5 protein-coding genes are annotated in these 17,051 nt (G+C 44.1%); all 5 read right to left on the reverse strand.

Going from position 1 to position 17,051, the window contains the following annotated elements; genetic code table 11:
- Positions 1-9: 9 nt before the first annotated feature.
- Positions 10-11,592: an Ig-like domain-containing protein gene (locus ACMXYP_RS13310; RefSeq protein ID WP_415882126.1), complete on the reverse strand. Its 11,583-nt coding sequence runs from the start codon at positions 11,590-11,592 to the stop codon at positions 10-12.
- A gap of 318 nt (positions 11,593-11,910) precedes the next feature.
- Positions 11,911-13,107, reverse strand: a complete 1,197-nt coding sequence (locus ACMXYP_RS13315) for an FTR1 family iron permease (protein ID WP_415882127.1) — start codon at positions 13,105-13,107, stop codon at positions 11,911-11,913.
- Positions 13,108-13,109: 2 nt separating this feature from the next.
- The gene (locus tag ACMXYP_RS13320; protein ID WP_415882128.1) at positions 13,110-15,194 is read right to left on the reverse strand and encodes a transglutaminaseTgpA domain-containing protein; all 2,085 of its coding nucleotides are present in this window, start codon (positions 15,192-15,194) and stop codon (positions 13,110-13,112) included.
- Complete coding sequence (locus ACMXYP_RS13325) at positions 15,191-16,057, reverse strand: DUF58 domain-containing protein (protein WP_415882129.1); 867 nt, start codon at positions 16,055-16,057, stop codon at positions 15,191-15,193. The genes ACMXYP_RS13320 and ACMXYP_RS13325 overlap by 4 nt, the downstream gene beginning before the upstream one ends.
- Positions 16,054-17,004 carry an AAA family ATPase gene (locus ACMXYP_RS13330; RefSeq protein WP_415882130.1) on the reverse strand — a complete coding sequence of 317 codons (951 nt, stop codon included), beginning with the start codon at positions 17,002-17,004 and terminating at the stop codon, positions 16,054-16,056. The genes ACMXYP_RS13325 and ACMXYP_RS13330 overlap by 4 nt, the downstream gene beginning before the upstream one ends.
- Between the last annotated feature and the right edge of the window lie 47 nt (positions 17,005-17,051).

Raw genomic sequence — 17,051 nt, forward strand, 5'->3', positions numbered from 1 at the left:
GTCCTTAATTTATTTTGGAAGCATCAAGTTAGGCCCTACAGTAATAGGATCAACATTCACTTCACCAATTGCTTCTGAGCCAAAAAGAACATACTCATGAGATGTACCTGGAACGCGATTAAACAGTTCATCATCAAATGCAACAAACCAACTCATATCTTTATTTCGGTTACCACCGTAAAACATAGCTGAAAGCTCACTCTGTGTATATCGAACTTCCCATGGTGCAATATCCGTAGCATAAAACCCTGCAGGCCTTGTAAAGCCACCAGTGCCAAGACCTCTGAAAGGAGGGGTAACAAAGGCAGTTTTTGAACCAAAGATACTTAATGCCGCTACTCGATCTGTATAATGGTAAACAACTCTCTGGGAATCATGATCACGCTCAATAGCTGTCTGTAAAGCAACCCTTTTTTCTTCGAGAAGCTTATTCATAACAGGGGCATTAAGAGCAATAAAGTCTTTCAACTCTTCACTTAACCCATACCCTAACCCTGCTCCAACTAAGCCAGTTAAGATATGATTGTAAGCGCTATACCCAACGGCGGCTCCTGCAGCCCCACTTCTTGCAACATAGCTTAGCCCAGGTGAAAAACTTACAATCGCAAAATAGCCCGAAGGATCTGTAGCATTAGCGGGGTCAATATTGGCATATAGATATTTATGAAGGGTTACAGGATCATCACTCCACCCCTTAAATTCATCCATCTGCGTAAACCGCCCAACACCCTGATCGTAATACCTTGCACGAAGATAGTACTGATCCAAGCCAGCGTCATACTGCTCACCGGTATACAGATAGCTGTTGTCCGTCGATCCGGTCTGGTTTAGTAGTTCACCGAAGGCTTCATAGTTGTAGCTATCGCTTTGTACGCCAGTGCCGTCGGTTAAGAGACGAGTCGAACCTAAGCCATCGTAGTGATAGGTGTTAGTCGCACCATTACGGTTTTGACTTAGCAGATCATCGCCGTAGAAATAGCTTACGTTATCGCTTGGTGTTTGCTCCAACACCACTTGAGCGTAATCACGGTTGCTATCGATCTGATAGATGGTTTGACCTGCCGTATCGGTTTTTCCAAAACGGATACCATCTGGGTTATAGCGATATTCCGTTTGCTCACCTGCTTGTGTAACACGAATCAGCTGCTGACGATCGTTATAGTCGTAGGCTTTAACTTGACCATCTAAGGTTTCGGTCAAGGTATTGCCGTTATCGTCGTAGGTGTAAGTTGTTCCGCCTTGCTGTTCAATTCGATCATTCAGATCGTAACTGTATGCCGTCTGGATACCATCGACCGTTTCGTAGGTACGATTACCGACTTTGTCATACTGGTAGCTCGCGGTGTAATTACCATTAAGAGCATCAGTAATGCGCTCTTCCGTTAGACGGTAAAGCAGATCATAGTCGTACTCGGTGGTACGACCATTAGCTTCACTGATCTGCTCACGTCTACCGGTCGTATGTAGCTGGTATTCAAAGCTGTTTAACAGAGCACCATTCAGATCGTAATGACTTAATAGGGTCAGCCTATTTAGATCATCGTAGTTATACGTGGTACTTGTACCATTACCGTAGCTGATAGAGGTGCGATTACCGACATCATCATAACCATAAGTAGTTGTGCCGCTGCTATCGGTAACCGTTTCTAGGCGATTAAGGTTATCGTAGCTAAAGCTTTGCTCCAGCTGCAGATTATTTAAGCTATCAAATACCCGTAGTGATGTACGGTTACCGACATTGTCATAACCATAAACAAAACGGGTTTGATCTGGCTTAACCTCTTCGCTTAAACGATTACGGTTGTCGTAGTGGTAGTACCACTCCCCTTCAGCATTGCGTGCATAGGTACGATTACCAGCGTCATCATAGCTGTAGCTGTCGTAACTGCCATCGGCATAATCGATACGCGTCAGACGATTCATCAGGTCGTAACTGAAGGTTTTCAGCTCACCGTTAAAATCAGTATGAGTATGCTGATTGCCATTGGCATCATAGGTAAAAGTCTCTACCTGGCCCAACGGTAAGGTTCTTGAGATAACACGTCCTAGGCTATCGTAAGCCCATTTAGTCGTTCGACCTTCGGCATCCGTTTGAGTCAGTTTGTTGCCGACTTCATCGTAAGTGAAGGCTGTTTCACCGAGTAACGCATCTGTCACTTTGGTCAAACGACCTAAAGTGTCATACGCATACTTAGTGGTGACATCCGCCTGATCATGCGCTTCTGTACGTTTACCCTCAGCATCCAAAGTCGATTCCATCTCACTCAAATCGTGATAGATGGTATGAGTGCGCTGATCTAAGGCATTGAATGTATAACGGGTAGTACGACCAAGCGCATCAGTCTCCTCGATCAGATTGCCGTTGTTGTCGTAAACAAAGTGATGACGTTTCTGATCGGCATTCTCCACCCAGATTCGACGCCCCGCTTTGTCATAACCGAAGGTGGTGCGATTGCCATTCGCATCGACTTCAGCCGAGACGCGACCCGCACGATCGTACTCTGTGCGCATTTCGGTCAGATCGGGATAAACCGTTAACACTAAACGATTTAGCTTGTCGTATTCATAACGCGTTTCACGGTTTAACTGATCGGTATCGGTTAGCTTATTACCTTCGAGATCATAGGTACTGTGTGTACTCGTACCATCCGGGTAATGAATTGCCGTTAGACGGTTATAGAGATCGTACTCATAAGTCGTACTTTGGTTATTAGCATCGATCGTAACAACTTGATTACCTAGCGCATCATATTCTGTACGTGTGGTCGTACCATCTGGGTAGTTTGTCGCAATCAGCTGATTACGCGCATCATACTCATAGGTCGTTACCTCATTTACTAAGCTGCCGTCGGCTAAAGTACGCTCCATACTTTCAGTGAGCACATTGCCGTTTTCATCGTAGCTGTAAGTGGTGATATCACCTTCTGGGTTAGTTTCTGTTAGCTTATTGCCATCATCATCGTATGTGTAGGTTGTATCATTGCCTAACATATCCCGAGACAAACTAACTAAACCATCACCATTGATATTATTACCTGCGACATTGCCATCAGGGTCTTTAACCGTAAGCAGATTACCAAAGGCATCGTAGCTATTTACGTAAGCAGGGTTGTTGTTGGAATCAGTAATGGTGAGTTCCTGACCGCGGCTATTATAGGTAAAGGTAACGGTATTACCTTCGCCATCCGTTTGGGTCAGTTGATCATTACTACTGTTGTAAGTCGCTGTTTCGACTTCACCTAGATCATTAGTTTTGCTGAGTTGGTTACCGCGTTCATCATAGACGAAATCAGTACGCTCATCTAAAGCATTGACCTGTGCCGTTACATTGCCACGCTCATCGTAGTAGTAGAATGTGGTATTACCGAGTCGGTCTGTGACTATCGACTGACGACCCGCAATATCATGGTTAAATTCAGTACGGTTACCTTCACCGTCGTCCTGCGCAATCAAGCGACCGCTGTCATCATAGATATTTTTCACCACGGTACGACCAAGAGGATCGATAATATCCAACAAGCCATGATTGCGGTTGTATGTGAAGGTTGTATCGTTTGCCAACGCATCCGAATAGGTACTCAGATTACCGCTACCATCATAGTGGTAGTATTGGCTCTGACCTTTAGGATCGGTAATTTCGGTAATACGCCCCTTACTATCACGGGTAAAGGTGATCGCTTTGCCGCTAGAGTGGAAAATACCATCGTTGGTGTAAGTCAGTGTGTGACCATTTGGATCAACCACTTTTTCCACACCAAAATTCTGATTTAATGTATAGACGTAACCGGTACGCGTTGTCAGTTGGTAACGATCTGGATTTACAGGCTCAGTAAAGCTCTGTTTATCCAATAAGGTGCCATTTTCATAGCGAGCAGAATTATAGCCTAATGCCTCTAACGTTGACTGTGTATCACCCGTAGGTTCAAACACAAGCTCAACATCTTTAACCACTTGGAACGTGTTACAACGTGGGCTGACCTGCATCTCAAACCGCTCTACGTCACCATCAGGCAGAGTCACGCTGATAACTGGCGCACCTTGCGGCTCGATACAGAAATCGGTCATTACGTTAAATGGACCATAACTTATTTGGTTAATCGTCCAAAATTTACCTGGTGTACGTGACTCTTCGACTTTTACGTCTTGATAGCCAACCGTCCAACCAAAGCCAAAGTCCAGATCAGAATAACGTCGACGACTGTCGTAGGTACGTGTGACTCGAAGTGGAATACCTGCCATAGGTACATTCAGGTCTTCAAAGGTGATGCTGAAGTTACCCACTTTCAGATCGCCATCGACCAAGACTGTGGTGCTATCTGACGTTTCTTTGCCGTTTAGGTCTTTTGCCAATACCAAAATATTGTACTGACCATTAATCAGCATACTTGGGTCAAACTGCGCTACCGCCTGTTCCAAAACGTTAGTAGAGCCCTCACCAATTTCCTGCCACTCCTGAGTACCTTTTGGAGCAATCAACACTTGATAGCTCGCAAGATTTTCATCCTGAATTGTGGCCACAACATCAACAGGTGCTGAGATCTGGCTATCTAGATCGGGGCTAATCAGTGTTACTTCTGGTGCTGTCGTGTCATTTGGATCGATAACGGCGAAACTGTCTGCCTCAGAGACACTTCCCTCTTGATCTGTAACTGTCACCTCGACTGGATATGTACCGATAGCACCCGCGACAACTGCAGCTTGGTTAAATTGATCCAGCTCGACTACAGAGCCATTCACTTTGAGTTCATAAGTCAACTCACCCTTACCACCAGATGTGAATACATTGATATAAACCGTTTCACCTGTATCAGGGTACTGCGGTGATATATCTAACATAACCGCTAATGGCTGTAGATCATCTGTAATCGTCAGGCTATAAGATTGATGGGTATAACCTTTGCCATCGGTAACAGACAGCGTTACATCATGGGAACCCACTTGATCAATCGTCGGCGTCCACACTACTAGACCATCTGCGGTAACACTCATCCCCTCTGGACCTGAAGCTAAACCAAAGGTTAGTGGATCATTATCCGCATCTTCAGCGGTCATTTGGTGCTGATAGATATAATCAGCCGTACCTGCTGTGTGAGGTAAATTAGTAATCACCGGATAGTTGTTATTCGCAGCATTAGCGTCAACAACGGCCAAGGTATAACTTTGGGTAACAATGGACTTGCCATCAGATACCGCGATAACAATTGCATGATCGCCAAGCTGCTCTTCTACAGGCTGCCATTGCAACAATCCAGTATCGCTTAAGGTCATGCCTGTTGGAGGTGACTCCAAGCTGTAAGTCAGGCTATCGCCATCAACATCACGCGCTATCACTTCATAAGTGTATGTTTCACCAATAAAGGCTGGAGATTGCGGAATACTGACAATTTCTGGGAAAGTATTTGATTCTGCAACAGCATTCACCGCTATACCAAAGCTTTGAATTGAAGCAGCGCCACGCGCATCTACCGCCCGAACCACAACAGTATGAACTTGGTTTTCCTGAATACTGCTAGGTACCCAAGATACTTGGTTACCAGAGAGGCTCATACCGTTAGGAGCATCTTCTAGGATAAAGCTGATGCTATCGCCATCAATATCAACAGCAGTCACATCATAGCTATAGGCTTTATCCACTTCGGCGCTAAGGCTCGGTTCACTTGTGATTACCGGTGGATTATTAGCTGATTCGTTTACGGGTAAGCTGAGCCTTTGAACATTAACGCCTCCGCGACCATCACTTACCTGTATTTCGACGATGGCTGTTGTACCAATCAGGCTGGCACTTGGTAACCAAGTAAACAATCCATCTTCGGATATAGCCATGCCATCACTGCCATATTCCAAGCTGTAACTCAGCGGATCTTGATCAGGATCTTCTGCCAGCACTTGATAGTTAAATTGCTGACCGGCATAGACCAAACCTTCAGGGAAGCTGGTGATTAGTGGTGGATTATTGCCATTATTAGGACTTTGAACATCAATAAGGAAATACTGACGCGTAAAGGTTCCTTGGCTATCCAGTGCAATAACCTCTACAGAGTGCATACCTACATCTTCGCCACTTGTTTCCCATAGAAGCAGGCCAGTAGAACCATCAATAGCCATGGTGTGCGGTGAACGGCTTAAGAAGTAAACAATACTGTCCCCATCAGGATCTGTTGCATCAGCATCGTACACATAGCGATCACCCGCAGTGACAGTGATGATAGGATCCGAATTGAATACAGGAGGCTGGTTATCACTATCAGTAATAGTTAGAACGTGTGGTTGTTCAGCTACTGCGCCTGCCAGATCCGTTACCCTGATGGTAAAGGTATAAATTCCAGCATCCAGTTGATCGATTACCATACGGCCTGTTCGCTCGTTCAGCTCAAGCTGAATTGGAGCATCAACCAACTCATATAAGAACATATCGCCCTTATCTGCATCCTCAACTTCTACATTGAAATAATAAGGAGCATTAAAGGTCGCAGTCGTTGCTGCAGGGCTGATAATGGCAGGTTCATCATTAACATTTTCGATTGAAGCCGCATATTTTTGGGTATCAAACAAACCACCTTGGTCATATACGCGCACATCGAAAATGGAGGCGCGGGTGGTGTTATTATCGGTGACACACTCCGCCACAGAATCACTAACAACCAATTCGGCACGAATAGAGTTAATTAACTCGGCATCAGGAACTGATAGGGTAACTTCAACTTCTTGATCGGCAGCTAGTGCAGGGACATCAACAAAGCCCAGCTCCTGATCACCTGACCAGAAGTGTTCATGTATTAGTCGAACCTGAGTCGCCTCTTGATACGGTGCTAAGCCACGGTTCTTAACCTTAGCGCTAACCTCTTTAGTTTCGTCATTGTAGGTAATGCTATGAACAACCAGATCAGGCTGTGCAAGAGCATCCCTATCAGCGAAGGTATTTAAACGATAAGTGTTATGAGTTAACCAACTTTTAACTGGCTGAGCAGGTATTGAGCCATCATCATTAATATTATTAATGCTGTATGCGTGTTGATTCCAAATAGAGCGCGTTGGTGCCCACGCATCGTTTATATCTTCAAATACACGAATACCCGTGGTACCCGAGAAGGCGTAGTTATTGGAGACAACCACGATTTCCGCATGGTTATCGTTATCCACATCTACTACGAGAGGGTATTCAAATAATGTGCCTGAAGGGTTTTTAATCTGAGATAAAATCTCACCCGTGCTACCATCATAAACTCGGAAATACTGTTCATCGGCATATAGTATTTCAGCAGCACCATCCCCTTCGAAATCAAATACTGAAGAACCTGTCTGTGATGAACTCCAATCTCTCGTAGGGCTTGCCCATTTCAAGGAACCGTCCGTCTCAAACACAGCATAATTTCGGCTTCCAGCAATACCAATTTCAGGCAATCCATCACTATCGACATCAGCGACGGTTAAGGCTCCGCCGCCACCGCCTGGTACAGCAACAGGGCCCCATTTAACCGTGCCATCATGTTCAATTAGGCTGATCTTAGACTCATGAGTTTTAATAACTAATTCAGGGAAATCATCCTCGTCGAAATTACCTACAGCAGCAAACGCTCTACCCCAAGCAGGAATTTGCCAAATCAAGTTACCTTGATAGTCATAGGCCTGACCGCCCCCAAAGACCTCTTGCTTACCATCTAGGTCAAGATCAACAACTATCGTTGAATCATCAGAAACCGACATGCTCCATTTTTCATTACCGCTAGCGTCATAAACAATGCCAGACATAATAATTTCAACGCTACCGTCCCCTTCTAAATCAGCTAGGGCAACCTCACCTATATTAGAGACAGTTTTCGAGAATTTGAGCGTGCCATCATTTTCATAAACAACTAGTTCTTTAGTGCCTTTGGCATAGCCACCACCTGAAACAATCTCAACTAAGCCGTCGCCATCAATATCACCTACTGCAGGAGCATGCCTAGCAGTTGCGTAGCGACTAGCAATAGGCCAAATTTCACTGCCATCTGTGCCACTTAAAGCCCTTAAGATACCGGGGTTATTATAATTACGGCCACTAAAAGCAGAAAAAATCACATCAGGTATATCTAGCGTATCGATGTTTCCGTCGCCATTATCATCATTAAGTTGGGCAACAACTGGCAGCGCCATGACCTGCTTATAGGAATTATTACTACCTGCCCAATGCCATTTTAGTACTGGATTAAACTCTCCTACCGGTATCTGTACATCAGATACACACATATGGTTTGTATTGATATCAGGGTCCACAAAACTATCTAATTGCGGCCAAGTAATAAGCCCGCTCTCTCGACCTATTTCGGATGATTGCGGACTTTGTTCTAGCGTATAACTTAAAACATCACCTGGATTTGGATCGGTTGCTTGCACCTGATATTGGTAGCCATCAACTTCATTACCTTGCTCCTCCGCAGGCGAGGTTATTTCTGGTGGCAAGTTCTCATGCACAGTCAGCGTAAAGGTTTGAGATGTTGTCGCTCCTCGTAAATCTTGAATGCGGATGACAACATCATAACTACCTGGCTGTAGAATAGTGTAATCCGCAGTAAGACGACCTGTACGAGGATCGATATATAACCCTTGAGGGCCAGAGGCAATAGTGAATATATGGGCATCGCCTACATCAGAATCGCTGATCGCTACCTGATAGGTATACGGCTGACCTTGCTGTATAGATAAATCTGGAGAGGATTCGATAACCGGCGCTTGGTTTACATCATCTACGTTTAATGTGAATACCTGCGTATCGAAAAGCTCACCAGGATCAGTAACGCGAACTCTAACAAGAGCAGCCACAGAACTGTTATTCGTTACCTGACATTCTGTTTCATCGTCAGTTACATCCAATACAACAGATATGTGCTCTGTCAGATCTTCATCATTCACCTGAATAGAAGGACGCAGTTCAGAACCGCTCGGAATTCCATCTAACTGTACTTGGCCCAGTAAAGTATTTTGTTCTGGAGAACCATTATAAAATTTAACCGTAACAGGATTAGTAATATCTGCTAGGCCGCGGTTAGTGATAACTGCTGATAATTGATGAACACCGTCACCTTCGGTAAGTAAAATATGCCCAGCCCTTACATCGGGATTACCTAGATGCTCTAATGCAACTGGCAGATAGGCCATAACTAAGCTGGTTGTAGCTAAATGGGTTCCAAACAGATCACTATTTGTTTGCCAAGTACCTGATGGGTTCTGATTATCCAACAGGAACTCTATATTGGCTGTAACAACATTATCCGTAATCGGCGGGTTCAAATAGTTAAGCGCAATGCCAACCCAAGAAGAGGTCAGAGGATCTCCAACAGCACCACTATTATAGCGATTCCACCCTCCATCGTTTTCTTGTCGACTTCTAAGCAGGCTATCTAGATGAGCCAGCGCCTGTTCAGCCTCTACTCTAAGTGCTTCATTCTCAATTAAAGGAAGGAGCTCTCCTAAAATCATCATTTTGAAAACATAGGGTAAGTTTTCATCTTGCTCTTGATAGACACCTTGAAGCGCCTGATTCACCATAAGCGCAATAACGCCTTCATAGTTACTGATCAGGCTTGCTTGTTCAGAGGTTAAATTTCCTTTGGCTTTGGAGTCTTCAATAAAATCAGCAGCCGCTTGTGCAACCAACGCGGTCATAGAATCTGAAATTTTAAACCAACCAGATAAATGATCAGGCTGCCAAGAAATAACATCCCCAGAAGCCGATCGTTTGCTCCACATATATCTCAGTGCTTTTTCACGCGCTTTATAGGTTTTATCCCTATCTACAGCATGATTTAAAGCCCATAACGCAAAAGCGGTCTGCGTTTTAGCATATTGTGGATGGCTGCGTCGGATAGAACCATCAGATTGCTGGCTGGATAAAATCTCTTCTAATAAATAGGCCGCTGCAGCTTCATCTATTTCAGCTTTTTCTTTCGATGTTTCTAATCCGAGCAAGCTTTGTGTTTGAACATGGCATCCCAAACAATTGTTCTTCTTATGCCATGCGACTGACTCAACAGACGTATAAAGGCCTGCTGCTTTGATTGCTGTTCTTACTCTATGAAATAGGGGCGAAATATACGATAAGGAACTTTCATCTCCCTCTTCGTAAAGTTTTACGGCTCCAGTAGGTACCACATAGCATTGTTGATTAAAGGTAGGAACGGTTTGAACAAACGACTGATCTGGAACCCAACTAAACTGCCCATCTGGGGTAACACTCATATTCTCTGGACCGTAATCCAAAGAAAAAACTAAAGGATCATTATTTGGATCTACGGCCAGAGCCTTGTATGGATAAGACTGCTGCTCAGGCGTGGCTGTTTGAGCAGGACTAGTGATTTCAGGCGGAAGATTAGGATAAACGACAACGATTGTTACTGTTGCAGTTGCCTCATATTCACCATCAGATACGCTATAAGTAAAACTGACCGTCCCATCGAATGCAGGCTCTGAAACGTATTCTAAAGTATCGCCAGTTCCTGTAACGGTGCCATGTGCAGGCTGAGTTAGGAGCGTATATTCTAATTGTTCACTATCTACATCGGTACCAAACAACTGGATTTGAACAGGGACTGCACTCTCTGTCTCGAGCTGGATATCCTGTGCGACTGGAGGATCATTCACCGCTATAATTTTTAAATCATATGTAGCAGGAAATGAATTTAGCTCACCATCATTGGCAATATAGGTAAACGTATCTTCCCCATAAAAATCCTGATTAGGGGTATAAACAAACTGCGAGCCGGATTGTTCGATGGTTCCATTTGATGGTGCTGTTGCAATAGCAAATGATAGAGCATCACCTTCTATGTCATTTCCAGAAAACACTAGAGGTATAGGTGTATCTTCTAGACCTTCACTATATTTATCATCAGCGGTCGGGGGGTCATTAACTGGTAATACGTTGATGGACACTGTCGCTATATTTGAAAGCTGCTCACCATCATGAACATGAAATGTAAGCTGATCAGCACCAAAGTAGTTTTCTGAAGGAATGTAAGTGACTTGATTACCGGAATGTTCGATTTGGCCATTTTGAACAGGCGTAAGCAATTCATAAATTAAAGAATCACCGTCCGCATCAGTCGCTTCTAAATTGAAAACAATAGAGGTATCTTCATGTGTTTCTACTGTTTGATCATAAGCTTGCGGGCGGTGATTATAACAACGGGTAAATCGCTGAAACGTAAAACTAAGGTGGCCATTCCCGTTTAATGCGTAATCGTTTAACGAAACAACTGCAAACTTCTCAACTTGGTAATCTAAGTTAGAACCTTGGCCACGAGTCCCATTCCAGACTGGAATAATGATATTTTTATTTAGCAGCGCATCCATACGAGAGCGAATGGCTGAACTATTTTTCACACCAGGCGTTCCCTGAGCCCAATCCCCAACATTCAATTCAAAATCAGATGAATTATCAGGGTTTATATAGCGATCACTATTTCCTGGAGGAATAAGACTATCAGCTTGGGTATTAGCATCAGTTTCACCTCTCCAAGATAGCCAAACGAAGTTACCAGCATTTTTATGCAGAGATATATTTGAGAATTGCTGACCAACTTGAGGGTTACCTAAAACAGAAGACTTAACTGTCAAAGGGTATATCGAACAAAAATTTGGCTCTATTACGATATCTTCTGTTTCTGAAAAGGGTGCAGATCTAACTGCTGTGGAAACTGAAATTACAACCGCAAAAAAAGAAAGGAGAAAGGCCTTTTTCACCGTAACTATCCCTGTTAGCAAAACATCCTGTTTCCTCCCCTATGACTTTTTGTAGCCTAAAGTTAACTTATTAAGAGAGGGCTCGGCGCGCATAATCGCAGAAGCAAATCCCGTTTGCAACCGGTTAATAATTATTCAACAGTTGTTGAATATTTATCCAAATATTACTTTAGGGTTTAGCTCCTACTATTGTCAGACTAGCGCTTTTTCTTTTTGCATATCGACAACAGGCACTTCTCTCCTCTTACGTGTAATCACCCAGCCCAACACTGGCAGTAGCATCAATGCTAACTGAGTACCGATTGATTCCAGCGTAGGAAACAAACCCAACCAGCTAACAGTCGGTACTGACTCAAGGTAAGTACTTCCTATCCATCCAGCCACCTGCAATTCGAGTGTCGCCTTGCCGGCAAAGATAACTGAAAGGCTGTACAGAAGCGCAGCTGTTCCAGTGAAGAACTGTTTAAGTGGTAATTTCACAGAAAGCTGGAAGATCAACACATAGACAGCTAACAGTGCAACCACGGCACATGCAAACCCTGCCATTATGGCATCAAGTTCACCTCCAGAATCGCTAATCAAAGCCTGATAGAACAAGATCGTTTCCGCGCCTTCTCGATATACTGCAAAGAAAGCGACAGAGATAACTGCCCATAAACTTCCTTGGCCTATTGCTTGGCCCAAACGATCATTGATATACCCCTGCCACTGTTGCATCTCTCGTCGTGCAAATAACCAAGCGCTCACATAACTCAAGAGCACCGCAGCCACCAGCATGGTCACACCTTCTAAGGTTTCACGAGCAGCCCCACTGTTTTGGATAAGTTTATTCAGGGCAATAGCGGTTAAGACACTGGCACCTAAGGCTACAAGAGCACCAAGCCAGATTAGATTAACCTTATCCCCAGCTCCTGCTTTTCTTAGGTAAGTCACAAGCGCCGCGACTACCAATAATGCTTCGATACCTTCTCGTAACAGAATCAAGAAAGATTGAACAAGTAACTCAGTAAAACTAGCCGAACTACTATCAATCATAGGCGCGACTTCTAATAACGCTCTAAGCTCTTGCCACTGAATTTGAACATCTTCAACCGGCTTTCCTGTAACCGCACTGTTAATAAGCCGGCTAAAAGCAAGCTCAATCTGTAACATAGCGTCTGTATCTGCTTGGCCTACAGCAAATTCCAATCCTTGGCCTTCAAAATGACCAAAATAGAGTTGCGAGAAGCGGTTACCAAAATCTATCGCCTGATCAGGCTGATATTCCTCTGCCGCTTTATCTCCCGCACTGATCAGGTGCAACATAATGACAGGATAATCACTGGCAGCCTGCGCCGCTGTACCTATAGAAGCGCAGAATAGAAGCACCCAAATTTTAAATATTCTCATCGTCATATCATCGCTACCAAACGTTTTACGTCTCGCACAAAAAGTGCCTTCCCTTCTACTGTGTCTTGTTGGCCATAACGCACGGCCAAATACTGATTAACGACCTGTTCCAGAGCTGGATATAGCTCTGGCTTTTCAATTTTGACCCGAGTTAACCACTGGCTTGGACATTCGCCGTCTAAACAAGCTAGATCCAACTTACCAAACCGCTGATTGAGCTGATCAAAAGCTCGATTAACAGGGTCAACTTTCGCTTTCTTAACTTGTAAAAAGAGCGCATAGACGATCGCTAAAAACACTAGGCCCAATACGCTCAATGCAAGGAGATTTTTCCAATCAACTTTGCGTAAACCAGACTTTTTAAGGAGCTCCACTTGTCGATCAGGGTTGTAATTCAAGACCCAAGTTTCCACACCTGAGCTTAGTTTTTTCAACCAATTCCAACTAGAATTAGATTGCTTATCCGTGCCTTTAACAGATTTAGACATTGCTTGAGACTGTTCGGCCATAGGGACAGAAGTCGGTTTCGATGGTTTAACTTCGGTCGACTGAGCTTGTTTCTTGGTTTCAATCTTAGGTTTCGGTGCGGCTGACTTCTCTGGAGGTACAACTAAATCTTTACTTTCAATACGCTGCCAACCGATATCATCACTCCAAGCCTCTACCCAAACGTGGGCATGTTCCTGCTTAACAACGACAAAATCAGTCAGCGCGATTAGGCTACCACCGCGATAGCCACTAATAAGGCGAGTAGGAATACCTGCAGCCCTCAGAATCATCGCAGTACTAGATGCGAGATGCTCGATCGTTCCAGTTTTCTCATCAAAGAAATATTGATCAAGACTGTGAGCACTTTCCTCAATATCTGAGGTTAGCGACATTTGATAGCCATTTGAGGCGAGATAGGTGTACAACACATCGATCTTTTCTTGATCGGCACTGTACTTAACTGCCAGTTCCTCACCAAAAGCTTTCAGACGCGGGTTGGAGTTTTCTGGATAAGCTAAATACGCAGCAAATTCTTGTTCAGAAGGTTTGCGACCGCCTGTGTATTCAAGCCAAGCATAGATATCGTATTTAAACTCCCATTTGATCTTCCTGATGCCTAACAACTGCATATCTTTCGATATTAATGCTTCAGGTGTTTGGCCTGTTGGTAGGTCTAATGCATATAACCAATGACCCGCATGAGGAGAAACCCGAGCTTCATAATGCACTTTATCACGCTTACTGGTTAGAACTTGCTCCACCGCTTTTTGACCACGGTAAGAACCTTTAAGCAGATTACTTCGCTTATCCCAATTATCCGGTAAATTCCAACTGACTCCGTCATAGTCGCTAAAGACCGGGCCTCGCCAATACATACGGCTTTTATAAGGTACATATCCGCTAAATTCAGCGACTAATACTGGTGCATCACTACGTTTTAAACGACTCACCTCACCTGCTTTGAGCGATCCCTTTAAGCCAATATCTTTAGCATCTTGATCGATTGCCAGCTCAATAGGTAAACCAATAGCCAAGCCTAAATCCCACAATGGTCCCTGTACCCGGGGCATGGTGATAAAAAGCACTACAGCAATCGGCAATAGAGCTATGGAAATATGACCACTTTTCTTCAACAACTGTCCCGCTGATAGACGTGATTCAGAATCATTTATGGCAATTAAGCAGGTGATCATCAAAACACCCGTCATCATTAAAAATGCCATTGCAGGTAAGCTAGGTAGGTAGAGGCTACTCAGAGCTGCTAACAAAGTACTCGCTAGAGTAACGACTCTATATTCTCGAAGCGTATTCGACTCAGCCCATTTTAAAATTAATACGGTATATAGGACTGAAAGCACGGCTGTCGCATTGAACCAGCCTTTGCCATTTAGGTGAGTGAGGGAAATACAGCCTAATAAGAAGGTAATAATAACTGTCCAGCGTATAACAGGCTTATGTTTAATTTGCTGATGGATCGCTATAACGACAACAGAACTCAGCAAGAGAACAAAGCTAATGTTCCCCCATGCTGGAAGAGCACTTAACAGTAATAAAATAAGACTCAATAATTGAGCACGAGAGGAGAAAAAGCCGCTCATGACACGATCTCCTCTGGCATCATGGCTAACTCACTTAAACACTGCTGAGCATGTTGACCTGTTCGATTCGGATCGATCTCCTTAGTTGGTAGTCGCAAACCAAACTCTCGACCCGCTTGCTGGCACTCCAGTACCCAATGGCAAAGGCAGCTGATTCGGCTCTCATAATCCAAGCCTTGAGTTTTGTTCCAATCTAGCCACAAGCTAGGGTCACCATCAGCACCATCAAAATGTTTTACCTGAAGCTGCCCTCTTCGTGCCACAGCTCGCCAATCGATACGCTTTAAGTTATCCCCAGCCTGGTACTCGCGAAGACCGTCTAGCTCTTCTGCTTCTGATTGGCTATGCGCTGCACTTCCAGTCGCAGGCTGATCTAATGCAGCAAGATCTTGCGCTTCGGGATAGATTAAAACTTCAGGTAACTGCGCTATTTTTCGTTTAAAGGTAAATAAACCTAAGGGCCAGATGCAGCTCATTTCTAATGGCTGCTCTAAAGATAAGCCCCGCTTATCAGCATTGAGGTCTAAATTCCAAATTTGAGTTGTATCAGCAGGTAGGTGGAAGTAACGATCACTGCCATTTAGCTCGATATAAAGGTGGTCAGAACCCACCAGATCTTTAACCGATATTTGATAATTAATTTTTTGGCCTAAATGAACAGGCTTAACCCGAACATTAACGACTTCTATGCCATTCATATTGCGGATCACAAACCAGACAGAAAGAAGGAATGCCGCCATTAGGAAAAAGCACAAAGTAAAAATCAGGTTATTACTGAAATTAATCGCTATCAGTAACAGCGCAAACAGCATCAGCAAAAAACCGATGCCTAAACCTGTTGGAGCTATACGCCAGCCTTTCATCGTGGAACAGCAACCTGTTCTAAAATTAGCTGACCATTTTCCAGTGGACTACAAGCACCGCTAATACGTTGTAAACGATGACCTGCAACATAAGGGAATACAGCTTGAATATGTGCAGGCAACAGATTCTCTGCACCTTCCAACCATGCCCAAGCTTTAGCTGCGTTTAGCAATGCTAAACCTGCACGTGTGGATAAGCCATTTACAAAATGATTACTCTCACGGCTGAACTGCAGCAATTCGTACAGGTAAGCCAATGCAGTCTCACTACATACAACACCGTTTGCTTGCTTCTGATATTGCTCTAGCTGTTCAATATCGAGCAGGCTTTCAACCTGATTCAATAAATCACGTCGACTTTCTCCTGCTAATATTTCTAACTCCGCAGCCTTCACTGGGTACCCCATTTGAATCCGCATTAGAAAACGATCCAATTGCGACTCAGGCAAAGGCGCAGTACCGATCTGTTCAGCTGGGTTTTGAGTCGCTATAACAAAGAACGGGTTGGGTAACTTACGTGTCTCACCTTCTAGACTAACCTGTCGCTCCTCCATCGCTTCTAAAAGCGCACTTTGTGTTTTAGGCGTCGCTCGATTGATCTCATCTGCTAAAAGAAACTGCGTAAACACAGGCCCTTCAACAAAATGGAAAGACTGACTTTGCGCTTGGTAAATTGATGCACCGAGAAGGTCAGCAGGCAATAGATCATTGGTGAATTGAACACGGTTATAATCCAATCCAAGCACTTTCGCTAAGGAGTGAGAAAGTACAGTTTTACCCATCCCCGGAAGATCTTCTAAGAGAAGATGACCATTAGCCAATAAGCAGGTAAGCGACAATTTAATCTGTAACTCTTTACCCAGAATCAGCTGGTTTAACTGCTGATAAACCGGCTGTAATTCACTTCGAACGGACTGCGTTTCTAAGTGCAAATTTAATGATGTCACTATCACTGCTCCAACTTTTGCTTATTTCAGGCAATAAAAAACCGCCT

Source organism: Neptuniibacter sp. QD34_54, assembly GCF_047778055.1.
Lineage (GTDB): Bacteria > Pseudomonadota > Gammaproteobacteria > Pseudomonadales > Balneatricaceae > Neptuniibacter.